Raw genomic sequence first — 23055 nt, 5'->3', positions numbered from 1 at the left:
TACGCGGGAAAAACCCCCACCGCATAACCCCGCCGTACAACCCGCCTTCACTCCCGCCCCATCCCCTGCGCATCCGCGTAGCCCGTCAGTTCCAGATACGCCCGTCCGGCATCCACACCTTCGCGCCGCAGGATCCGTCAATTGCCAGGTAAGGGGTCGGCAAACCCGTCTTGACGGATGGAGGCTAGCCGACGATCTCAGTCGGTTGCCAGCGCCTCTCCCCGCGCCAACTTGCCAGCATCCCTCCGTCTTAACATTCATCCCAAAATACTGTATAAATATACAGTGAAAACTCGTCACCTCATGCTTGCTCGATGCCGGGCAGGGCGGAGCATTCCCTAATTCAAGAGCGTGTCTATGGCAGCAGCGATTCAGCTTGCGACGACCGCCCTGACGTCCCAATTACGGCGTCAGGTATGGCAGGGCAATGAACTTGCCGAGGCAGATTCGCGTGTGATTTCCAGCGGCTATGCCGCGCTGGATCGGGTGTTGCCGGGACAAGGTTGGGCAGCTGGCGGTCTGACGGAATTGTTGATCGAGCATGGTGGAGTGGGTGAAGTACGTCTGCTAGCCCATGCACTGTGTCATCTGACGAAACACGCCAAGCGGCATGTCATGCTCGTGGCGCCTCCGTATCAGCCGTGCGCCGCCGCATTGAGAGCTTGGGGTGTCGATGTCGAGCGGGTTTTATGGGTCCGCTCGAGTGAAGACCAGGCCTTGTGGGCCGCCGCTCAGGCCTTGAAGCAGGATGGCATCGGCGCGGTCCTGGTTTGGCTGCCGAATGCTCGTGCCGACAAAGTCAGGCGTCTGCAAGTGGCGGCTCAAGAATCGGCATCGCTGGCATTTTTGATTCGGCCTGTCGAGGCCGCCACGCAATCTTCCCCGGCGCCATTGCGAATGATCTGCGAGCCGCTGCTGCCGGCCAATGCGCAGACGATCAACCGTCGTCAATGGCTGCAGGAGATTGGTTTGTCGATCGACATCTTCAAGCGTCGCGGGCCGCCGCTAGCCGAGCCTCTTCGTCTCGTTTTACCTTTACAAAGCGTCTTGTTGCCGGAAAACGGAGTCGGTGGCCATCAAGGGGCAGAGATCAAACATGCTGTGGATCGCAGTCACATTGCCACTCTTGTCACTGGAAGCGGTGAAGCCTCTCGCGCCGCTCCCGGATGGTTCGCTCGCGAAGCCGAATCGGCGTGAATCGAGCGATGAGACAAGCCAACTTCACGATGCCGACAACATCGTCGGAGAGCGCTGTTACGCGCTAGCCGACCACGCGCACATCCTGATGCCGGATTTCGACGCACTGCGTGCCGGCGTGCACGCGGGGCATTCGCGTTCGTATGCCTTGGCGTTGGCGCCGGGGCTCGAACTGCTTGCTGCCGATGTCGCCCGCGAAACTCAGGCATTCGAAGCCATAGCGCTTGCCTTGCTGACGTACACACCCAAAGTGTCGCTTGCCGACGCGCACACCCTGCTGCTGGAAGTCGGCTCCGGGTTGAGGTTGTTTGGCGGCTTGCGCGCGTTGTTGTCGCGGGTGTCTGCCACGGTGGCGGAATTCGGCTATACGGCGCGCATCGCCTGTGCGCCGACTGCCTGGGGCGCGTGGCTATTGGCGCAGGCCCGCGCCGTTCGGCAGAAGAATCGTTGGCACGTGGTCAAGGAGACCTCACTCGCGCGTGTCCTCGATGGCTTATCCGTATCGCTGCTGCCGGTCACGCAAACGCATCGCGAGGCGTTTGCGCATGTCGGCTGCGCGACGCTGGCCGATTTGCGTCAATTGCCACGCTCCGGTGTCGTGCGACGTTTCGGCGGCGGCATTCTTGATTTGCTGGCACAGGCGTACGGCACGCGCCCGGATCCACGTGAATCGTTTCGTGCGCCGGCGTCGTTTCATGCGCAACTGGAGTTGCCCTCCCGGGTCGATAACGCGGATGCGTTGCTGTTTGCCGCGCGTCGACTGATCGTGCAGTTGGCCGGCTGGCTGAGCGCGCATCATGCGGCGCTCAGCGGCTATACGTTGCTGCTCGAGCATGAATTGGCGTCGCGTCATGCACCGAAGACATCAAGCCTGAAGGTCGCGTGGGCCATACCGTCACGCGATGCTGAGCATCTGATCTGGTTGCTGCGGGAAAAATTGAATCAGACCGTGCTGGCGGCACCGGTCATCGAGTTGAAGCTGGTAGCGGATCAAATCGGCGAATATGCCGGCCAGTCGGACACCTTGTTTCCGATGCCCGAATCCGATGGTGATTCGATTGCGCGTCTGCTCGAACGCCTGAGCGCGCGATTGGGACCGGAGAATGTGCTGCAGATGTCGGTGCAGGACGATCATCGTCCCGAGCGGGCAATGCGCGTCGAAGCCTACGAGGCGCAAGCGTTTTCGCGCAAGAAGCGTTCGCCGGCGAAAGCCCGGACAAAAATTAAAGCAGACAACGCCTGGTTGACCGATGCATTGCAGCACGCCGCATCGGCGGAGGAGGGGGGCGCGGACGGAGATGCGCTTGCGCGAGTGGCACAAGCGACACAAGCGACACAAGCGACACAAGCGACACAAGCGACACAAGCGACACAAGCAGTCCAACAGCCCAACGAAACCGCCAACGCAAAAAAACATCACCAATCCGGCGCGCAACCGGCCAGTACCCAAACCTCGCTCGATCTACCCGACAGTGCGCTGCCGTCGCAGCCTCGCCCGCTCTGGATGCTCGACAAACCGCTGCGCCTGATGATGCGCGACCAGCGGCCGATCTATCGTCGGCCATTGAAAATGCTCACACGCACCGAGCGGATCGAAGCGGGGTGGTGGGACGGCAACCGGGTGGAGCGCGATTACTATGTCGCGGCCGACGACCGGGGCCACATGTTCTGGGTATACCGCGAACGCCTTAGCGGCGAGTGGTATCTGCAGGGTTTGTTCGGCTGATTATCATGTCACTAACCCAGCCGTCGTTCTTCGCGCAACAGCCACTCGCCACTCAGTTGCCGGCGTATGCGGAATTGCATTGTCTGACTAACTTCTCGTTTCTGCGGGGCGCATCGCATCCCCGTGAACTCGTCGAACAGGCGATGTCGCGCGGCTACAGCGCGCTCGCCATTACCGACGAATGCTCGTTGGCCGGCGTCGTGCGCGCTTACACGGCGTTGAAGGAAATCAAAGAGGAGCGGGACCGTCAGCAGAAAGAGCGCGAGGACAGGGCCAAAGCTGCGCAATCGGAAGCGCCTTCGGAAGACGCGACAAAAATCGCAGCGTCGCAGCAGGAACCCACGGAAGCTGCGGAAACTGAGGCACTGAAACCCCTCCCTCACCTGATCATCGGCAGCGAACTCAATCTGACCGACGAAACCGGCGAACCCTTCTGCACCCTGGTTGCGCTTGCAACCAACCGCAACGGTTACGGCAATCTTTCCGAACTGATCACGCTGGCTCGATCACGAGCGGACAAGGGCAGCTATCGCCTTAGCCCATCCGACTTCACCGATTCACTCCCCCATCTTGAGCATCTAAAAACCTTACCCGATTGCGTCCTGATGCTCGTGCCGCAGCGCGCGGCGACGCTCTCGCATACGCTGCGTTGCGCGCATTGGCTCGCCTCGTTCGCTGCACAACGGGCGTGGATCGCGCTCGAACTCTGGCAAACGGGCAGCGACGATCTCCAGATCGACGCCTTGCGCATGATTTCAAAAGCGAGCGGTTTGCCGCTGGTCGCGGCAGGCGGCGTTCTCATGCATGCCCGATCGCGCAAGCCGTTGCAGGACACGATGACCGCCATCGGCCTCGTCACGCCGCTATCGCAATGCGGCCATGCGCTCGAAGCGAACGCGGAGCGGCACATGCGTACGCGTGTGCGGCTCGGCAAACTGTATCCGCGCGATACGCTGGAAGAAACGCTGCGTATCGCCGCGCTATGCCGTTTCTCGCTCGACGAACTCAAGTACGAGTATCCCGAGGAACTGGTGCCCGCCGGCGAGTCACCATCGAGTTATCTGCGCAAGCTGGTCATGGCCGGCGCGATGGAGCGCTGGCCCAAGGGCATGGACCTGAAGCGAATCGGCCAGATCGAAAAAGAGTTGGGGCTGATCGCCGATCTGAAATACGAAAAGTATTTTCTGACGGTGCACGATATCGTGAGTTTCGCGCGCTCCAGAAACATTCTCTGCCAGGGGCGTGGTTCAGCGGCGAATTCGATCGTTTGCTATTGCCTGCACGTCACGGAAATCGATCCGGTGCAGATGAACATGCTGATCGAGCGTTTCATCTCGCGCGCACGCAACGAGCCACCTGATATCGACGTCGATTTCGAGCATCAGCGGCGCGAAGAGGTGATTCAATATATTTACACGAAGTACGGCCGTCATCGGGCGGCGCTGACCGCATCGCTGATTACGTATCACGCGCGCAGTGCGCTGAAAGACGTCGGCAAGGCGCTGGGTCTTGAAGTATCTTTGATCGAGCGGATCAGCAAGTCGCAACAATGGTGGGACGGCACGGATGCGGTTGCCAAATATCTGGCCGAAGCGGGCTTCGACGCCAACTCGCACATCACGCAGAATCTGATTCGCCTCACGAAGGAGTTGCGCGCTTTTCCGCGTCATCTGTCGCAACACGTTGGCGGTTTTGTGATTGCGAAAGACAAGCTGTCGCGACTCGTGCCGATCGAGAACGCGACAATGAAAGACCGCAGCGTGATCGAGTGGGACAAGGACGATATCGACGCGCTCAAACTGCTGAAAGTCGACGTGCTGGCGCTCGGCATGTTGTCGGCGATCCGGCGCGCGCTGGAATTCGTCGCGTTGAGGCGCGGCTTTCCGAAGTTCAGGGTGCAGGATATTCCGCGCGAGGATCGAGCCGTCTACGAAATGTGCGGCCATGCCGATACGATCGGCGTATTCCAGATCGAATCGCGGGCGCAGCAAAGCATGTTGCCGCGTCTGAAGCCCAACAAGTACTACGATCTCGTAATCGAAGTGGCGATCGTGCGGCCCGGGCCGATTCAGGGCGGTATGGTGCATCCCTATCTGCGCCGTAAGCAGGGGCTCGAGGCGGTCGACTACGCGAAGGATGAATTGCGTCCCGTGCTCGAACGCACGCTCGGCGTGCCGATTTTCCAGGAACAGGTCATGCATCTGGCGATGGTTGCGGCGAAATATACCGGTGAGCAGGCCGATCAGTTACGGCGCGCGATGGCCGCATGGCGGCGCAGCGGCAACCTGGCAAAGTATCAGAAGGATTTGAACGAGCGGATGCTCAAGCGCGGCTACGAACAGGAGTTCATCGACCGCATCTGCAAACAGATCGAAGGCTTCGGCGAATATGGTTTTCCGGAGAGCCATGCGGCGAGCTTCGCGCTGCTCGTCTACCTCAGCGCGTGGTTGAAGCGCTATGAACCGGCTGCTTTTCTGGCGGGTTTGCTGAACAGTCAGCCGTTGGGGTTTTATTCGCCGTCGCAACTCGTTCAGGATGCGAAGCGTCACGGCGTCCAGGTATTGCCGCCCGACGTGACCTTGAGCGATTGGGAATCGACATTCGAGAGACGTGGTCATGAAGGACAACGGATCTCAGCGGACGAAACCTGTTTGCATCGTCAGCAGGCCGTACTATCCGCGCAGCAATTGCGCGATCTTTCGCTGCGGCGTCTGACGGTGAGCAGGACCGTCCGGCGCGCGGCACAGCGATTGACTGCCCGCGTGTTTCAACCGTCGAACACCTATGGCGCGCGCGGCCCCGCCGTGCGCATCGGCATGCATCTGATCAAAGGCTTCTCGCAAGCGGCTGCTGAACGCATCATGGCCGCACGAAACGAGACACCGTTTACCGATGTCGACGATCTGGCCCGCCGCGCGGCCCTGACGCGGCGTGATCTCGAAGCGCTGGCCGCGGCGAATGCGCTGGTCAGTATCGCGGGACATCGGCGCGAGGCATGGTGGGCCGTGACGGCGCAGCACACGGTGCCCAAACTGCTGCGCGGTGCGCCGATCGCCGAAGCGCCGCTGACATTGCCGCAGGCAGCCGAAAGCCGCGAAATCGTCGACGACTACGCGAGTATTGGCCTCACGCTCAATCGACATCCGCTTGCGCTATTGCGTGCACGCCTTGCAAAGCATCGTTTTCGCACGGCCGCAGAACTCGCCGCGTGTCAGCACGGCACGCTGGCGCGAGCGTGCGGCATCGTCACCGTGCGGCAACGTCCGGGCACGGCAAACGGCACGGTGTTCGTTTCCATCGAAGACGAGACCGGTTCGATCAACGTGATCGTCTGGCCGTCGCTGGTGGAAAAGCAGCGCAAGGTTTTGCTGGGCGCATCGTTGCTGGCGGTCTACGGTGTTTTGCAGCGCGACGACGGCGTAGCGACCGGCGGGGACAATGCCGGCAACCCAGTGAGCGCGAATCAGGCTAAGGCGAAACGGAAAAACAAGGGCGAGGTGATCCATCTCGTCGCTCATCGCCTCGAAGACCACAGCGAATGGCTGGGTGAATTGGCCACGGCGAGCCGCGATTTTCATTGAGGGCGGTTCGCGGTGGCCAAGCGAGCCGGCTCGACGTACGGCCGTCGTGCCGGCGCGCATCGACCGAATAACAACATGGGCGACTTGCCGCGTTCAGTTCTGGCTGCCAGATAAAACGTTCTACGCTTGTGCGGCGCCGCGCCACGGAAACGCCGCTAACACTTGGCGAATCGCCGTATCGAACGGCGTGCGCCGGCCTATGCCGAGCGCTTCGAGGCGGGTCGATGCCAGGTGGCAGTTATGCGGCCGAGGCGTCGAATCGGTCGGCACAGGTTGCGGCGTCAGATGCGCGTCGAGTTGCAGCGCTTCGGCGAGGCGCAAGGCGATCTCATACTTGTTCATCGGTTCGTCGCCGGACCATTGCACGATGCCGCGGATCGCATCGCCTTGCGCGTGCCGTTCGAGCATCTGCCGGATCACGAACGCCACGTCCGGCGTGAAGGTGGGGTAGCGGATCGCCCACGCATCCATGACAGCGGGTTTGCTCCCGGTCGCGGCTGACCCGGCGATCGCCGGCACGAGACTCGTCACCGCCGACTCCGCCCAACTGACAATGGGCCCGTACAGCAGCGGCAAACGCAGCACGCAGCCGAGGTCGGTCGATTCAGTCAGCGCTCGCTCGCCCTCAAGCTTGCTGTGCCCATAGGCGTTGAGCGGCGCGGGCACGGAATCGTGCTGGTAGGGCGGGTGCGTGCCGTCGAACACGTAATCGGTCGAAATCGATAGCGTCCATGCGCCGCGCCGGTTCGCCGACGTGGCAAGGGTGCGCACCGCATCGACATTCAGCGCGCGGGCCAGCGCGGGGTCATGCTCGCACACGTCCGGTCGACGCTCTGCCGCGGCGATCACGAGCGCGTCCGGCGCTTCGTGCTCGACGAACTGCTCGACCGCCCGCGTGTCGCGGATATCCAGCGCGACCTTGCCCGGCGCCGGCCGGCTGAACGCTGTGGCGACGACTTGCCAACCGGTCGGCTGCGCCAGTTCGTCGACGAGCGCGCGGCCGAGCAGCCCGGAGGCACCAATGACGGCAATTTTGAACATGACGTGAACTCGCTTAACGGGCCGCGCCGGGCGAACTGCTGGTCGTGCCGCTTGCGACGCCCGTCACGGTGTAGCCGGCTTCGTCGATGGCAGCCTTCAGCGTCTCGGCCGGTTGCGTCGATTCCACGGCGACGCGCCCGGTCGCCAGATCCACGCGGACTTGCGCGGCGTCGTCAAGCTCGCGGATTGCATTCGTGACCGCCGTCACACAATGCTGGCAACTCATGCCTTCAACCTGAAATTCGATCGTCATCGGGAATTGCCTCGAAAAATTGGATAGTGCGACCGTTGAATTATGCCTGCCGATACGCAATTCCGTGGATGACCTTCCCACCATGGGAAGGTGTACGATCGACGCACACACTGGAGAAACGGCCATGAATATCGGTGAAGCGGCCCGTGCGTCGGGCCTCACGGCGAAAATGATCCGCTACTACGAGAGCGTCGGCTTGCTGGCGGCGAAATCGCGCACCAGCGCCAACTACCGCGTATACGGTCCGCAAGAGGTTCACTCGCTGCGCTTCATCCGCCAGGCGCGCCGGCTTGGCTTTCTGATCGAAGACATTCGACGGCTGCTGGCACTGTGGCACGATCGCTCGCGGGCCAGCGCGGAGGTGAAAGCCATCGCCTTGGAGCACGTCGCGGAACTTGATCGCCGCATCGCCGAACTGACCGACATGCGCGACACGTTAGCGCACCTCGCCGACCATTGTCACGGCGACGAGCGTCCTGATTGCCCGATCATCGAACGTCTTGCCGATACCGATCTGGTTTCGGGGCAGGGTTGTCGTCCTGTTTGAGATTGTGTTTTGCGGAAGGTGCAACCTGGTGCTGCGATTTATCGCAACCGCAACGGTATTTGCACCACAATCATGCATAAAAATATGGGTGGCATCAGCTAGAGCGACAAATTGAAGTCAATTCGAGTTAAATCAATCACTTGACCGCACCACGCGCGTGCACCATTCCAAAACGGAATGCACGTCATGCGGGCATTTCACTAGTCAGGTTGCACTATAGGGCTATAATCCGGGTTAACCCTTTTACGGGAAATCCCTGATGCCCAATCCACCGGGGATTCAATCTGATCCTTGGAGAACATCATGTTTGCATACGTACTCGAAAAGCTGAGCACCTGGTTTGAAACCGCTGAACGCACCCGTCGTGAAGCCTACCTCGCATCGTCGTCGGATATCGTCCAGCTCGAACAGCGCATCCGTTCGCTCGAAACCAACGGCTACTCGCTGTAAGTTTCATCGGCATCGCGTTTGATCCGGCAGCGCTCATCGCGCAGCCACGGCAGTAAAAGCGTCAAGCCCCGTCTATGCGGGGCTTTGTCACATCTGGACTGCGAGAATTGCAGTCGAGCGGCGTTTGAGTGCTACGCGTGGCGAATATCGACTAGCCTCGCGGCGACCGTCGCGGTAAGGTAAAGCGTTTTCCGCGAAATCCGGCTTTCCAAAACTCAACCGGTCCGCCCATGCCATCTGCCCGCCCGCTCAAATCCATTCTGGCCGTGACCATTGCAGCCTCGCTGACCTCGATCTTCGCCGGGTCGGCTGCTTATGCTGCGTCGACCAGCGCACGCAAGCCGGTGATTCTCGACTCGCAGAACGGCATCAACGACGGACAGAGCGGAACCGTCCTGCAGACCGCGCCGCTTTCGCATCAGCCCATCGTCGAAGCGCAGCCCATTGCGACGCCGGCCGAACTGGCACCGAATTCGTCGATCCCGATCGTCGTTGCGCCTTATATCCAGTTGCCAGCAGGCGGAAGTACGCCGCCGCCGCGACCGCAGCCGCAAGCCCAGCCCCGCCCGGCGCCTCGGCCGCAATAGGCGCTCGCTTTCCGTTTCAGATCCAGTCGGCGTACGCGGCGGACCGCCACCGCCGCCGCGATATCGTCCAGTGCGTGGACCTTGTCACAAGCTGGAGACGCGAGCGCTTCCGGCAGTGCTTTCCCATTTCAGTCAATGCCTGCCCGTGCATGGTCAGCTCGTCGACACACGGGCGCTCGCGCGAGCGCCTATCTGATTGACCCAATTCCCCTTTTCGATCAACGCTCACAGTGCGCTCCTGGGCGCGAGCGCAGACACGACTCATGCGCCGACGCGTCGCGTGCGCCATTGGGGTTTGGGCGCATGGCGCACGCGCAGCCGTCCGACGACAATCATCGCGCGCGGTCTCTCCCCAGCGACTCGGACGAGACATCGAGCCCGGCCCGACCGCATCGAACGAGAAACAGAACAAGGAGACATCGAATGCCGACTACTCAATGGATGCGGCAGGCCGCCTGCGCCTGCGTCACGCTGCTTGCACTGGCCGCGCTGCCTGGTGCCGCGCTTGCCAAAGACACACCGGAAAAACCTGCGCTGACCATGGCAGTCGGCGGTCTGCCTGGCCTCTACTATCTGCCGGTGCTCGCCGCGCAACAGTTGGGCTATTTCAAGGACGAAGGCCTCGACGTCACGCTAGAGGATTTCGCGGGCGGATCGAAAGCATTGGAAGCAGTCGTAGGCGGCAGCGCCGACGTGGGCGCCGGCGCATTCGAGCACACGCTGTTCATGCAGGAGAAAGGGCAGCATTACCGGGCGTTTGCGTTGATGGGGCGCGCGCCGCAAATCGTCGTTGCCGTGCTGAAATCGAAGGCCGATCAGTTCAAGACGCTCGCGGACTTCAAAGGCGCGAAAGTCGGCGTGAGCGCGCCGGGTTCGTCGACGGATCTCGTGCTCACCGTGGCTTTGCGCAAAGCCGGCGTGCAGCGCAACGAAATTTCGGCGATCGGCGTGGGCAGCGGCGCCTCCGTGCTCGCGGCGGTAAGCGGCGGTCAGATCGATGCGCTCTCCAACGTCGATCCGATGATAACCAAACTGGCGCGCAGCGGCGCGATCAAGGTGCTGGTCGATACGCGCACCGTGAAGGGCACGCAGGAGGTGTTCGGCGGAACGATGCCGGCGGCGACGCTGTATGCCTCGGACAATTTCATTCAGAAGTATCCGAAGACGACGCAGGCGCTCGCCAACGCAATCGTGCGCGCGGATCACTGGCTGCAGTCCGCGAGCGATGCCGATCTGCTGAAGATGGTGCCGCCGGCCTATCTGCTCAACGACTCTGCGCTTTATGTCGAGGCCTTTCACAACGTGCGCGACGCTTATTCGCCTGACGGCTTGATGCCCGCTGACGGCCCGGCGACCTCGCTGCGCGCATTGTCCTCGTTCGATAACCGGCTCGATCCGAAAAAGATCGACCTGAACGCGACATATACCAACGACTTCGCCCGCAAGGCCGCGGCCCAGCTCAAGTAGTCGGCGTCTCGGGCTGACTGAGCAACCGAACCGGCCGCGCGCGTCGTGCGCACGTGGCGGGCGAAAACAACGGTAGCCCAGCTCGGCGAACTGCGTACGGCTCAGTGGCCGCAAAAACGTGAAGGCTGCACAAATCTCGCGGCCAACAAAATCTCGCAGCCCACAACACGAAACTCAGTCGCCGCGATACTCCACCTTAAACTGCGCAGCCTCATCTTCGCCAAGCGCCTTGACGAGCCAGGGCATCTGGTCCTTCAGCGTTTTTGCCAGCGTATACGGCGGGTTCAAAATGAACATGCCGCTGCCGAAGAGCCCAAAACCATCCTCTGGCGGATTGCTGACAGTCAGGCTCACGTGCAGCCAGTTCTTATCCTGCAGTTTCTTCAACTGATCGGGGAAGCGCTGCGACTCCGGGCGCCTCACCTGCGGATACCAGACGGCGTACGTGCCGGTCGGAAAACGCTTCAGGCTTTCTTCGACGCAGCGCAGCGTGCGAATGTAGTCACGCTTGTCCTCATACGACGGATCGAGCAGCACCAACGCGCGACGCGGAGCCGGCGGCAGCAAGGCAAGAATGCCGTCGAAGCCGTCGCCCGCATACAGCATCGCGCGACGGCCCGCGTCGCGGAAATTGTGGCGCAGCACGTCGATTTCGGTGGTGTGCAGTTCGAACAGGCGCATGCGGTCCTGTTCGCGCATCTGCCGCCACGCGATATACGGCGAGCCGGGATAGAAGCGCAGTTGGCCGTCCGGATTGAGCGCGCCCACTTCGTCGACATAATCCGCGAACATCGGCGGCAGGTCGTCGCGTCCCCACAGTTTGCCGATGCCGGTCCGGAACTCGCCGGTCTTGGTCGAGTAACCTTCCTTCAGCGAATAGACGCCGGCGCCCGCATGCGTGTCTATATACCAGTAGGACTTGTCCTTCTGGCCGAGGTAGCGCAGGAGCTGCAACACGACGGCGTGTTTCAGAACGTCGGCGTGATTGCCTGCATGAAAGGCGTGGCGGTAGCTGAGCATGATGAGGAGACGCTGAAAGAGGGCATGCCGCTCCAGGGCGGATTCGGCGATGCGGATGCAATGCGGCTGCACAATGGGCATACGGCGCCGGTGTGCAGCGCGGTCGCGTATTGTACGCGACGCCGCGTTGCGCACCGTGCATTGCAGCGGGTTGCACGCGTGACGCGACCATGGCCGCGAGGCTGCCACGGCCATGTTACGCGCTCACGCGAGTCCGGTCAGTCGTGCGCGTCGCCGATAATTTCCTCGACTCGCGTTTTGATCTCCGGCGTGATCCGCTCAGCCACCTCGGCGGACTTCATGTTCTCGCCGATCTGTTCCACCCGCGATGCCCCCGTGATCACCGTGCTGACACTCGGGTTCTTCAGAATCCAGCCGATCGCAAGCTGGCCGATCGTGCAGCTCAACTCGTCCGCCACTTTGCCGAGCTTGCCGACCACGTTGTTCTTGCCCGCGTCGGTGACCTGCGTGCGCAGCCAGTCGTAGCCCTGCAATTGCGCGCGGCTGTCGGCTGGCACGCCATCACGGTATTTGCCGGTCAGCAAGCCGGATGCAAGCGGGCTCCAGGTGGTCAGGCCGAGGCCGATATCCTCGTAAAGCCGCTTGTATTCCTGCTCGACGCGGTTGCGATGGAACAGGTTGTACTGCGGCTGCTCCATGACCGGCTTATGCAGATGATGCCGCTCCGCGATGTCGTAAGCGGCGCGGATTTCATCGGCGCTCCATTCGGACGTGCCCCAGTACAGCGCTTTGCCACGGGTGATCATGTCGCTCATGGCCCAGACGGTTTCCTCCACCGGCGTGTTCGGGTCCGGACGATGACAGAACACGAGATCGACATAGTCGAGTTGCAGCCGTTTGAGCGACGCGTCGATTGCGTTCAGCAGATACTTGCGGTTCAGCGTGTGGTACTGGTTCGGCGCTTCCGCGAGTCCCCAGAAGAATTTCGTCGACACCACGTAGCTCACGCGCGGCCACGCCAGTTCCTTGAGCGCCTGGCCCATGATTTCTTCGGATTTGCCGCCGGCGTACACCTCGGCGTTGTCGAAGAAGTTGACTCCCGCGTCGCGCGCGGCCGCGAGCGATTCGCGCGCCGCGTGGGTGTCCACCTGATTGCCGTACGTGACCCACGAGCCGATGGACAGCTCGCTGACCTGCAGGCCGGAACGGCCCAGACGTCGATAATTCATGCATGCCTCCTTGTTGGTGATGCCACCGGAATCCCGCCGAAAACGTCCAGTTTAAAGAGATACGTTTCGACGTGCTTTTAACCGGTGGAGTTCACACGGTTCATGCACAATAGCAGCGTTGGCCGCAGTGCAGCATTCAGCCGAACGGCCTATGCCGTTTGGCTGACTTCACGCCGCCCGCGGCCCGTGGTCTCATTGTCATCAACTGCATGGAGGTTCTGGATGTCGTCAACGAACACGAATCTGAGTGGCAAAGTCGCCGTGGTTACCGGCGCCGCAAGCGGCATCGGCAAGCAGATTGCGCTAACTCTTTCCGCAGCAGGCGCGGCTGTCGCGATCGCCGACCTGAATCAGGACGGCGCGAACGCCGTCGCTGAGGAAATCAAAAAGGGCGGCGGCAAGGCAATCGGCGTGGCGATGGACGTCACGAACGAAGACGCCGTCAATCAGGGCATCGACAAAGTGGCCGCGGAACTTGGCTCGGTCGATATTCTTATTTCCAACGCCGGCATTCAGATTGTCAATCCGATCGAAAACTACTCGTTTTCGGATTGGAAGAAGATGCAGGCGATCCACGTGGACGGCGCGTTCCTGACCACCAAGGCGGCGCTCAAGCACATGTACAAGGACGATCGCGGCGGCATTGTGATCTACATGGGCTCGGTCCATTCGCACGAAGCGTCACCGCTCAAATCGGCTTATGTCACGGCCAAGCATGCACTGCTGGGCCTCTCGCGCGTGCTCGCCAAAGAAGGCGCCAAGCACAACGTGCGCTCGCATGTGGTGTGTCCGGGTTTCGTGCGCACGCCGCTCGTCGACAAGCAGATTCCCGAACAGGCCAAAGAACTGGGCATTAGCGAGGAAGACGTGATCAAGCGCGTCATGCTGGGCGGCACGGTCGACGGTGTCTTCACCACGGTGGAAGACGTCGCGCAAACGGTGCTGTTCCTGTCCACGTTCCCGACGGCGGCGCTGACCGGCCAGTCCTTTATTGTGAGCCACGGCTGGTACATGCAATAAGGAGGTGCCTATGGCGCAACGCAATCTCAAGCGGGCGCGCGTCGGCGCGCCCGGCGACGGGGAAGGCGAGGGCGCCGGTCCGGCGCCCTCCGCGCATCCCGGCCGGCATCTCCATTTACCCAAGTACGAAACCGTCGCCTTGATGCTGCAAGGGGGCGGCGCATTGGGCGCCTATCAGGCGGGTGTTTTTCAGGGACTTTACGAAGCGGGGATCGAGCCGAACTGGCTGGCGGGCATTTCGATCGGCGCGTTGAATACGGCGGTCATCGCCGGCAATCCGCCCGAAAAGCGGGTTGAACGGCTGCTGCAATTCTGGGAAACGATTTGCCAGCCCGCCTTCGGGCCGCCGTTGCCTGCGTTTATCGAGCACGCGCTCTTCAATTCCAGCGACGCCATACGCAAGGCCTTTACGGCAACGCAGGCCGTGGGCGCCATCGTCGAAGGGCAGAAGGGCTTTTTCGTGCCGCGCTTTCCGCCGCCGTTGCCCACGGTGTCCGGGCCGCCGCAATTGGCCAGCTATTACGACACCACGCCGTTGAAGGCCACGCTCGAAGCGTTCTGCGATTTCGACCGGATCAATTCGAAAGAAATGCGCGTCTCGGTGGGGGCGGTCAATTGCGGCACGGGGAATTTCGCGTACTTCGATAACACCCATACAACGCTGAGGCCCGAGCATTTCATGGCGTCAGGCGCGTTGCCGCCCGGCTTCGCGGCGGTCGAGATCGACGGTCAGTACTACTGGGACGGCGGCTTGATGTCGAACACACCGCTTTATGAGGTGATCCAGTCCACGCCGCGTCGCGACACGCTCGCCTTTCAGGTCGATCTCTGGAGCGCGATCGGACCGGTGCCGGACAACATCACCGACGTCCAAGGGCGCATGAAAGACATTCAGTATTCGAGCCGCACGCGTCTCGTGACCGATATGCTGCAGCGGTCGCAGCGTTTCCGGCACGTGTTGCGCGAAGTGCTGGATCGCGTGCCGTCCGATCAGCGTGACGATCCGTGGTGCAAGTTAGCCGAGGATCTGTCGTGTTCGAAGCGCTACAACGTGGTCCATTTGATCTACCGGCACAAGGAATACGAAGGGCACTACAAGGACTTTCAGTTCGGCTTGTCGACGATGCGCGAACATTGGCAAAGCGGTTTGGAAGACATCCGCCATTCGCTCGCGCAACCCGAGTGGCTCGACATGCCGGATAACGACGCGGGCTTTGTCACGCACGATATCCATCGGGATGCGCGCTGAAGGAGCCACGAGCCCGAGCGCCGCGTGACCGAAGCGCGGCGCGGCAATTGTGGCAGTCCTTGCGGTATCGAAAGCGGCTCTGTTCCAGCAACAAGCAGCAGGCACGTTGCAAACTGCAATCGGGCCACAAATAGAAACGGCGCCCTGAAAAGGGCGCCGTTTTCGCAATCATTCGCAGCAGAGCGCGTGCAACGAATGCCCGCGCCCGCCAGCACCTTACTTCAACACGTGAGCGACCGCATTGGCCACCACGTCGAGGTTGCGCGTATTGAGCGCAGCCACGCAGATGCGACCCGTGCTCACGGCGTAGATGCCGAACTCTTCGCGCAGACGGTCCACTTGCGGCGCCGTCAGACCCGAGTACGAGAACATGCCGCGCTGCGCGTTCACGAAGCTGAAATCGCGATCCACTCCGCTAGCCTTCAGGCGTTCAACCAGACCGTTACGCATGGCGCGAATACGGTCACGCATTTCAGCCAGTTCGGTTTCCCACGTGGCGCGCAGTTCCGGCGAGGCCAGCACGGCCGCGACCACCGAGCCGCCATGCGTTGGCGGGTTCGAGTAGTTCGTGCGGATCACGCGCTTGAGTTGCGACAACACGCGAGCCGCTTCATCCTTGCTTGCCGTGATGACCGACAGCGCGCCGACGCGCTCGCCGTACAGCGAGAACGACTTCGAGAACGACGACGACACGAACACGTTCAGTTCCGACGCAGCGAAGAGACGCACGGCTGCAGCGTCTGCTTCGATGTTGTCGCCGAAACCTTGGTAAGCGATGTCGAGGAACGGCACCAGGTTGCGCGCCTTGACCACTTCGACAATCTGCTTCCATTGCTCGACGCTCAGGTCCACGCCGGTCGGGTTGTGGCAGCACGCGTGCAGCACGACAACGGTGCCCGCTGCGTAGCTGTTCAGCGCGCTCAACATGGCGTCGAAATTCACGCCGTGGGTGTGCGCGTCGTAGTACGGATACGACACGACTTCGAAGCCTGCGCTTTCGAACAGCGCACGGTGGTTTTCCCAGCTCGGATCGCTGATCGCGACCTTCGCGTTCGGGTTCAGGCGCTTCAGGAAATCCGCGCCGATCTTCAGCGCGCCCGTGCCGCCCAACGCCTGCGCCGTCACGACGCGGCCGGCTGCGATCAGCGGCGAGTCGTTGCCGAGCAGCAGTTTCTGCACGGCGGCATCGTAAGCGGCAATGCCTTCGATCGGCAGATACCCGCGCGGCAGCGCAGCTTCGACGCGAGCCTTTTCGGCGTCGCGCACAGCGCGCAGCAGCGGAATCTTGCCTTCTTCGTTGAAGTACACGCCGACGCCAAGGTTGACCTTGGTGGTGCGCGCATCGGCGTTGAAGGCTTCGTTCAGGCCCAGAATCGGGTCGCGGGGAGCAAGTTCGACGGCGGAGAACAGAGACATGATGGGTGGGCAGCAGTAGTGAGAAGAGGGCGGCTTCGATCGCGGACGGCCAAGCCAGCGGCGTCCGGCGCAAAACGCGGACACGCCGTGGGCGGTGGCGACCGGGCGCAGCTTCGCATTGTAACGAATTCGCGACCGTTTTTCGGACGGCAACGCCGCTCGTAGGGAATTTTTTGCTTGAAAAACAGGCACTCCGGCGCCACTTGGCAACAACGGGGCTCTCCGCCAAGCCGCCGCGAGAAAGCAGGAAAGCGGCCCGCAGCCGGCGAAATCAAGGCTTGTGGCGGCGGTCCCGTCGCCGTGAGCCAATGCCGTGCGACTGCGCCCAAAGGGCCACAGCATTGCGTCCGCATCTGCCCCGCGCGACTCCCCAAAACCCTACGCAGACGCGCTCGATCTTCGATTCCCGCAACCCGTTAGAATAGTTCTTTGCCCCCAAGGCCCGGTACCGCCCCCCATGTCCGAACAACATCTGACTGAAGCCGACGAAACGCTGGACGAATCCAAATTCGTCCGGTTCGAAGGCTCGCCGTTCCAGCTCTACCAACCGTATCCGCCCGCCGGCGATCAGCCCACGGCGATCGACACGCTCGTCGAAGGCGTCGAAGATGGCCTCTCGTTCCAGACGCTGCTCGGTGTCACCGGTTCCGGCAAGACCTTCACGATGGCCAATACGATCGCGCGGCTCGGCCGCCCGGCCATCGTGTTCGCGCCGAACAAGACGCTCGCCGCGCAGCTTTATTCGGAGTTCCGCGAGTTCTTTCCGCGCAATGCGGTCGAGTACTTCGTCTCGTACTACGACTATTACCAGCCGGAAGCGTACGTGCCGCAGCGCGATCTGTTCATCGAGAAGGACTCGTCGATCAACGAGCACATCGAGCAGATGCGGCTGTCGGCCACCAAGAGTCTGATGGAGCGGCGCGACGTGGTGATCGTCGGCACGGTCTCGGCGATTTACGGTATCGGCAACCCGTCTGAATATCACAAGATGATTCTGACGCTGCGCACCGGCGACAAGCTCGGCCAGCGCGACATCATCGCGCGGCTGATCGCCATGCAGTACAACCGCAACGAGGCCGACTTCCAGCGCGGCTCGTTCCGCGTGCGCGGCGACACGATCGATATCTTCCCGGCGGAGCATGCCGAGATGGCGGTGCGCATCGAGTTGTTCGACGATGAAATCGAAACCCTGCAACTATTCGATCCGCTCACGGGCCGCGTGCGTCAGAAGATTCCGCGCTTCACGGTGTATCCGTCGTCGCACTATGTGACGCCGCGCGATACCGTGGTGCGCGCGGTCGAAACGATCAAGGCCGAACTGCGCGAGCGGCTCGAATTCTTCTATAGCGGCGGAAAGCTGGTTGAAGCGCAGCGGCTCGAGCAGCGTACGCGCTTCGACCTGGAAATGCTGCAGGAACTTGGCTTCTGCAAGGGCATCGAGAACTACTCGCGGCACTTCTCCGGCGCGGCGCCGGGCGAGCCGCCGCCTACGCTGGTCGACTATCTGCCCTCGGACGCGCTCATGCTGCTCGACGAGTCGCACGTGCTGATCGGCCAGCTGAACGGCATGTACAACGGCGACCGCGCGCGCAAGGAAAATCTGGTCGACTACGGTTTCCGCCTGCCGTCGGCGCTCGACAACCGCCCGCTCAAGTTCAACGAGTTCGAACGCAAGATGCGTCAGGTGGTGTTCGTGTCGGCCACGCCGGCTGACTACGAGCAGAAGACAGCAGGTCAGGTGGCCGAGCAACTGGTGCGACCGACCGGCCTCGTCGATCCGGAAATCGAGGTGCGCCCGGCGCGCAGCCAGGTCGACGACGTGCTCGGCGAGATCAACGAGCGCGTCAAGGTGGGTGACCGCGTGCTGGTCACGGTGCTGACCAAGCGCATGGCCGAACAGTTGACCGAGTTTCTGGCCGACCACGGCGTCAAGGTGCGCTACCTGCATAGCGACATCGACACCGTGGAGCGGGTGGAAATCATCCGCGACCTGCGTCTGGGCACCTTCGACGTGCTCGTCGGGATCAACCTGTTGCGCGAAGGGCTGGATATTCCGGAAGTGTCGCTCGTCGCGATTCTCGACGCGGACAAGGAAGGCTTTCTGCGCGCCGAGCGCTCGCTGATCCAGACCATCGGCCGGGCGGCGCGGAACGTGAACGGCAAGGCGATTCTCTACGGAGACAAGATCACGGACTCGATGCGCCGCGCCATCGACGAAACCGAACGGCGGCGCAACAAGCAGATTGCCTTCAACCTGGAGAACGGCATTACGCCGCGCGGGGTGGTCAAGCGTATTCGCGACATTATCGACGGCGTGTACAACGTCGACGACGCCCGCGCCGAACTGAAGGAGCAGCAGGCGCGCGCTAAATTCGAGGACATGTCCGAGAAGCAGCTTGCCAAGGAACTCAAGCGTCTCGAAAAGCAGATGATGGAGCACGCCAAGAACCTTGAGTTCGAGAAGGCCGCGCAGACCCGCGACCAGCTCGCGTTGCTGCGCCAGCGCGTGTTCGGCGCGAACGTCGGCGATCACGTGTCGGGCGTCGATTAAGTCGTCCGCGCGCCTAGGGCGCGGCAATGCGCCGCGCCCGGTCGATCCATGCCGGGCACTCGCCCGCCATCGCCTCACTTCCTCCCACCGCTTCCTTAAGTCTGCCTTAAGACCCTGCTGCCACAAGGCTTGCAGCGCGCTCTCATTTGTTCTCCCTCGCGATCAATGATAAACTCGACCAATATTGAGAATGGTTCGCATTAACGTTCGTAACGGCCAGCCCGCCGGCGAGCGATCGGGGCGCTCACGCGCCGCAGCCGCTGCATCGCAAGGCGTGCGCGACGCACTGTTCCAATGGGTTCGATTCCAGTCTGATAAAAACAAGGAGTTTCAATGCGGATTTCTTCATTTGTGCGTGGCGGGGCGGCAGCGGTGGCCGCGGTCGCGGCTTTCTCGGCAGCGGCGGCGGAATATCCCATCGGCAAGCAGCAGATTCACGGCGGCATGGAAATCAACGCGGTCTATCTGCAGCCGATCACGATGGAACCCGAAGGCATGATGCGCAAAGCCTCGGATTCGGACATCCACCTCGAAGCTGACATTCACGCGGTCAAGAACAATCCGAACGGTTTCGCGGAAGGCGACTGGATGCCGTATCTGCAAGTGCACTATGAACTGACGAAGGCCGGTTCGACTCAGACGCAGAAGGGCGACCTGATGGCGATGGTCGCCAACGACGGCCCGCACTACGGCGACAACGTCAAGCTGCAAGGCCCGGGCAAGTACCACCTGAAGATGATCGTCGAAGCGCCGATGCAAACGGGCCATATGGCGTTCGGCCGCCACGTCGACAAGGAAACCGGCGTGGGTCCGTGGTTCAAGCCGATCACCCTCGAATACGACTTCGCCTATGCCGGCATCGGCAAGAAGGGCGGCTACTGATCGCCGCGCATCATCGCGCGCGAGCATGCTTTGCCGCGTGGCCGCGCGTGCGCGGGTGATCAACGAGTGATCAATGAGTGACCGAACGAGGCTGAACGAACCAGTGCAGCAGACGGCGCGTCGGCGGTCGACCGCCAACGCGCTGCGTTTTCCGGAAGGGCTAATGAGAATCAACCGAAAGATCGCGACCTTCGCCGCCACGATTTTGCTGGCAAGCGCGGCCCATGCAGCCGACCTGCCGACCTTCAAGCTGGAAATGAACGACGGCAAGCTGAACCCGGCCCGCATCGAAGTGCCGGCGGGGCAGCGTATCAAGATCGAAGTGCGCAACACGGGCAAAGGCGCGGCCGAATTCGAAAGCGTGCAGTTGCGTAAAGAAAAGGTGTTGGCGCCGGGCGCGGATTCGTTCGTCGTGATCGCGCCGCTCGAACCGGGCGAATACAAGTTTTTCGACGACTTTCACCAGCAGGCACAGGGCGTCATCGTCGCGAAGTAAGAGCTTGGGAGGCGAGTGCAGGCCGTAAACGGCCGGTCGTTCGCACAAGCAGTAGAAGGGCAGAGGGAGAGCTTGATGGGTCAGATTCTATTCATCGTGTGGCGGGAAAGTGTCGAGGCGTTGCTGGTCGTCGGCATTCTGTACGCTTGGCTGAAAAATGGCGACGACGATGCGCGCCGGGGTTTGCCGTACCTGTGGGGCGGCGTGGCGGCCGGTTTGATTGCGGCGGTAGCGCTCGGCGCCGCGCTGGTCGGTTTCACCGAAGTGCTCTCCGGCGACGCGCAGGATTATTTCCAGACCGCGATGGTGCTGGTCGCCTGCGTGCTGATCGTGCAGATGGTGCTGTGGATGAAGCAGCACGGCCGCACGCTCAAGCGCGACATGGAACAGTCGCTGCAGAAGAGCCAGCGCGATTCGAACTGGTGGGGTGTCGCGTTGCTGGTGGCCCTGGCGATCGCGCGTGAAGGCAGCGAGACGGTGATCTTTCTGTACGGACTCGGCTTCGGCCAGTCGGGTCACGTGGACGCCAGCCAGATGCTCGCGGTCGTGATCGGCCTGGTGCTCGCGTTCCTGACCTTCTACGCACTGCAACTGGGCGGCAAGATCTTCTCGTGGCGGCTCTTTTTCCGCATCACGGAAATCATGCTGCTGTTCCTCGGCGCGGGTCTGTTTCAGACCGGTGTGGACAAGCTGATCGACAAGGAAATCCTGCCGACCATCGTCGACCAGATGTGGAATTCGTCGGCGATCCTCGACGATTCGAGCACCTTCGGTTCGCTGGTCGCCACGCTGACCGGCTATCGCGCTCACCCGGCGTTGATGAATCTGATCGCCTATGCGGTGTACTGGGGCGTGGTTTATCTGCTGCTACGCCGGGCGAATCGCAAGCCGGCACGGCAAACCGCCGGGCGCGCGGCATGAGCACGGTCATGACCCGTCCGGGCCGCCTCGCGGCGGCCGGGCAGTGGATGCAGCGTCATGATGCCGCGATTCGCGGCATTCAGTGGGTCGTGGTGGCGGTGTATGCGTTTCTGATTCTGGTGCCGGCAGTGATGCCGCTGCCGGACGACACGGCGCACTTGTGGAACAACCTGACGCTCGCCGCGCAGTTCGTGTTCTGGGGCATCTGGTGGCCGTTCGTGTTGCTCTCGATGGTCATGCTCGGCCGCGTCTGGTGCGGCGTGCTGTGCCCCGAAGGCGCGCTCGCCGAATTCGCCAGCAAGTACGGGCGAGGCTGGGCGATCCCACGCTGGATGCGCTGGGGCGGCTGGCCGTTCGTCGCGTTCGGCATCACCACCATCTACGGACAGATGGTGAGCGTCTACCAGTATCCGAAAGCCGTGCTGCTGGTGTTAGGCGGCTCGACCTTCGCGGCGATGATCATCGGCTTGCTCTACGGGCGTGAGAAGCGCGTCTGGTGCAAGTATCTCTGCCCCGTCAACGGGGTTTTTTCGCTTCTGGCGCGGCTTGCGCCGTTCCACTACAAAGTCGATGAAGAGGCATGGCGCCGTTCGTACAAGAACGGTGAGCATGGGCATCGCGTGATTCCGATCAATTGCGCGCCGCTCGTGCCCTTGCGCAACATGAAGGGCGCATCGGATTGCCATATGTGCGGCCGTTGCAGCGGCCACCGCGACGCGATTGCGTTGACGTGGCGCGCGCCGTCGTCGGAAGTGGTGCAGTTGGGCGACAAGCAGGCCAACCCGTGGGACACCGCGTTGATCCTGTACGGCCTGCTCGGCATCGCGATCGGCGCGTTCCACTGGACCGCGTCGCGCTGGTTCGTCGATCTGAAGATTTTCCTCGCGAACTGGCTGGTCGATCACGACATCACATGGCCGCTCGACACCAACGCGCCGTGGTTCCTGTTCACGCATTACCCCGAACAGAACGACGTCTTCTCGTGGCTCGACGGCACCATGCTGATCGGCTACATCCTCGCCACGGCGCTGGTGTACGGCACCGCGCTGCTAGTGCTGCTGATGGGCGCGACGCGCATGCTGGGGCGCTTCGATGGCGTGCGTCTGCATCATTTGACGCAAGGACTGATTCCGATTGCCGGCGCGGGCGTGTTTCTCGGCCTGTCCGCGACCACGCTGTCGCTGCTGCGCGCGGAGCATCTGTCGTTGTGGTGGGCGTCGGATATGCGTATCGCGATTCTGGCGATTGCCAACCTGTGGAGCGCATGGCTCGCCTGGCTCGTGACGCGCCGCTACAGCGAGCGTTTCGTTCAACGCGGCCTCGCGATGGTGTGGTTCGCCGCGGCACTCGCCGTGGTCGACAGCGCCTGGTGGCTGATGTTCTGGGGCTGGGCTTCCAAGTAACTCATTCGACGCATTTATGCGCTTGCAGTAGTCCGCGCCTGACCAAACAAAAAGCCGT

At 61.9% G+C, this 23055-nt stretch carries 19 protein-coding genes; 14 read left to right on the top strand and 5 right to left on the bottom strand.

Going from position 1 to position 23055, the window contains the following annotated elements; all coding sequences use genetic code 11:
* Positions 1-357: 357 nt before the first annotated feature.
* Genes imuA through B0G73_RS31450 form a run of 3 tightly spaced genes read left to right on the top strand, consistent with a single transcriptional unit; the run spans position 358 to position 6504 of the window.
* Entirely contained in the window at positions 358-1197 is an 840-nt protein-coding gene (gene imuA, locus B0G73_RS31460; RefSeq protein ID WP_106285044.1) for a translesion DNA synthesis-associated protein ImuA, read from the top strand.
* On the top strand, positions 1097-2923 hold the full coding sequence (locus B0G73_RS31455; RefSeq protein ID WP_106285043.1) for a DNA polymerase Y family protein: 1827 nt from the start codon (positions 1097-1099) through the stop codon (positions 2921-2923). The genes imuA and B0G73_RS31455 overlap by 101 nt, the downstream gene beginning before the upstream one ends.
* 5 nt (positions 2924-2928) lie before the next feature.
* Entirely contained in the window at positions 2929-6504 is a 3576-nt protein-coding gene (locus tag B0G73_RS31450; RefSeq protein WP_106285042.1) for an error-prone DNA polymerase, read from the top strand.
* Positions 6505-6624: 120 nt separating this feature from the next.
* Here the strand turns inward: B0G73_RS31450 and B0G73_RS31445 are convergent, their stop codons facing one another.
* Together B0G73_RS31445 and B0G73_RS31440 are read right to left on the bottom strand one after the other, a co-directional pair.
* Positions 6625-7545, bottom strand: coding sequence for an SDR family oxidoreductase (locus tag B0G73_RS31445; RefSeq protein ID WP_106285041.1), 921 nt, complete (start codon positions 7543-7545; stop codon positions 6625-6627).
* Positions 7546-7558: 13 nt separating this feature from the next.
* Positions 7559-7798, bottom strand: coding sequence for a heavy-metal-associated domain-containing protein (locus tag B0G73_RS31440; RefSeq protein WP_106285040.1), 240 nt, complete (start codon positions 7796-7798; stop codon positions 7559-7561).
* Positions 7799-7922: 124 nt separating this feature from the next.
* Here B0G73_RS31440 and cueR point away from each other — a divergent pair, with 124 nt between their 5' ends.
* The 4 genes from cueR to B0G73_RS31420 all read left to right on the top strand — a co-directional run bounded on the left by cueR (position 7923) and on the right by B0G73_RS31420 (position 10849).
* A complete protein-coding gene (gene cueR / locus B0G73_RS31435) occupies positions 7923-8345 on the top strand; it encodes a Cu(I)-responsive transcriptional regulator (RefSeq protein ID WP_106285039.1) in 423 nt (140 codons plus the stop codon).
* A gap of 303 nt (positions 8346-8648) precedes the next feature.
* A complete protein-coding gene (locus B0G73_RS31430; RefSeq protein ID WP_012432419.1) occupies positions 8649-8795 on the top strand; it encodes a DUF3563 family protein in 147 nt (48 codons plus the stop codon).
* 230 nt (positions 8796-9025) lie between these two features.
* The gene (locus B0G73_RS31425; RefSeq protein WP_106285038.1) at positions 9026-9382 is read left to right on the top strand and encodes a hypothetical protein; all 357 of its coding nucleotides are present in this window, start codon (positions 9026-9028) and stop codon (positions 9380-9382) included.
* A 423-nt stretch (positions 9383-9805) separates the two neighbouring features.
* A complete protein-coding gene (locus tag B0G73_RS31420) occupies positions 9806-10849 on the top strand; it encodes an ABC transporter substrate-binding protein (protein WP_106285037.1) in 1044 nt (347 codons plus the stop codon).
* Positions 10850-11023: 174 nt separating this feature from the next.
* On the opposite strand, the gene B0G73_RS31415 is transcribed toward B0G73_RS31420, so the two are convergent.
* Together B0G73_RS31415 and B0G73_RS31410 are read right to left on the bottom strand one after the other, a co-directional pair.
* A complete protein-coding gene (locus tag B0G73_RS31415; protein ID WP_106285049.1) occupies positions 11024-11869 on the bottom strand; it encodes a 23S rRNA (adenine(2030)-N(6))-methyltransferase RlmJ in 846 nt (281 codons plus the stop codon).
* A gap of 218 nt (positions 11870-12087) precedes the next feature.
* Entirely contained in the window at positions 12088-13059 is a 972-nt protein-coding gene (locus B0G73_RS31410) for an aldo/keto reductase (protein WP_106285036.1), read from the bottom strand.
* Between the two features lie 222 nt (positions 13060-13281).
* Here B0G73_RS31410 and B0G73_RS31405 point away from each other — a divergent pair, with 222 nt between their 5' ends.
* Together B0G73_RS31405 and B0G73_RS31400 are read left to right on the top strand one after the other, a co-directional pair.
* Positions 13282-14079, top strand: a complete 798-nt coding sequence (locus tag B0G73_RS31405) for a 3-hydroxybutyrate dehydrogenase (RefSeq protein ID WP_106285035.1) — start codon at positions 13282-13284, stop codon at positions 14077-14079.
* A 10-nt stretch (positions 14080-14089) separates the two neighbouring features.
* Complete coding sequence (locus B0G73_RS31400; RefSeq protein WP_106285034.1) at positions 14090-15328, top strand: patatin-like phospholipase family protein; 1239 nt, start codon at positions 14090-14092, stop codon at positions 15326-15328.
* 216 nt (positions 15329-15544) lie between these two features.
* Here the strand turns inward: B0G73_RS31400 and B0G73_RS31395 are convergent, their stop codons facing one another.
* Positions 15545-16744 carry an amino acid aminotransferase gene (locus tag B0G73_RS31395; RefSeq protein WP_106285033.1) on the bottom strand — a complete coding sequence of 400 codons (1200 nt, stop codon included), beginning with the start codon at positions 16742-16744 and terminating at the stop codon, positions 15545-15547.
* A gap of 457 nt (positions 16745-17201) precedes the next feature.
* Here B0G73_RS31395 and uvrB point away from each other — a divergent pair, with 457 nt between their 5' ends.
* The 5 genes from uvrB to B0G73_RS31370 all read left to right on the top strand — a co-directional run bounded on the left by uvrB (position 17202) and on the right by B0G73_RS31370 (position 22997).
* Positions 17202-19295, top strand: coding sequence for an excinuclease ABC subunit UvrB (uvrB, locus tag B0G73_RS31390; RefSeq protein ID WP_106285032.1), 2094 nt, complete (start codon positions 17202-17204; stop codon positions 19293-19295).
* A gap of 333 nt (positions 19296-19628) precedes the next feature.
* Positions 19629-20177 carry an iron transporter gene (locus B0G73_RS31385; RefSeq protein ID WP_106285031.1) on the top strand — a complete coding sequence of 183 codons (549 nt, stop codon included), beginning with the start codon at positions 19629-19631 and terminating at the stop codon, positions 20175-20177.
* A gap of 163 nt (positions 20178-20340) precedes the next feature.
* Complete coding sequence (locus tag B0G73_RS31380; protein ID WP_106285048.1) at positions 20341-20673, top strand: cupredoxin domain-containing protein; 333 nt, start codon at positions 20341-20343, stop codon at positions 20671-20673.
* 75 nt (positions 20674-20748) lie between these two features.
* Positions 20749-21594 carry an FTR1 family protein gene (locus B0G73_RS31375; protein ID WP_106285030.1) on the top strand — a complete coding sequence of 282 codons (846 nt, stop codon included), beginning with the start codon at positions 20749-20751 and terminating at the stop codon, positions 21592-21594.
* Positions 21591-22997, top strand: a complete 1407-nt coding sequence (locus B0G73_RS31370) for a 4Fe-4S binding protein (protein WP_106285029.1) — start codon at positions 21591-21593, stop codon at positions 22995-22997. Before B0G73_RS31375 ends, B0G73_RS31370 begins: the two co-directional genes overlap by 4 nt.
* Positions 22998-23055 lie beyond the last annotated feature (58 nt).

This window comes from Paraburkholderia sp. BL25I1N1, from assembly GCF_003002025.1.
Taxonomy (GTDB): Bacteria; Pseudomonadota; Gammaproteobacteria; order Burkholderiales; family Burkholderiaceae; genus Paraburkholderia.
Note: the sequence above shows the minus strand (reverse complement) of the source record. Positions and strands in the feature narration are given on the sequence as shown.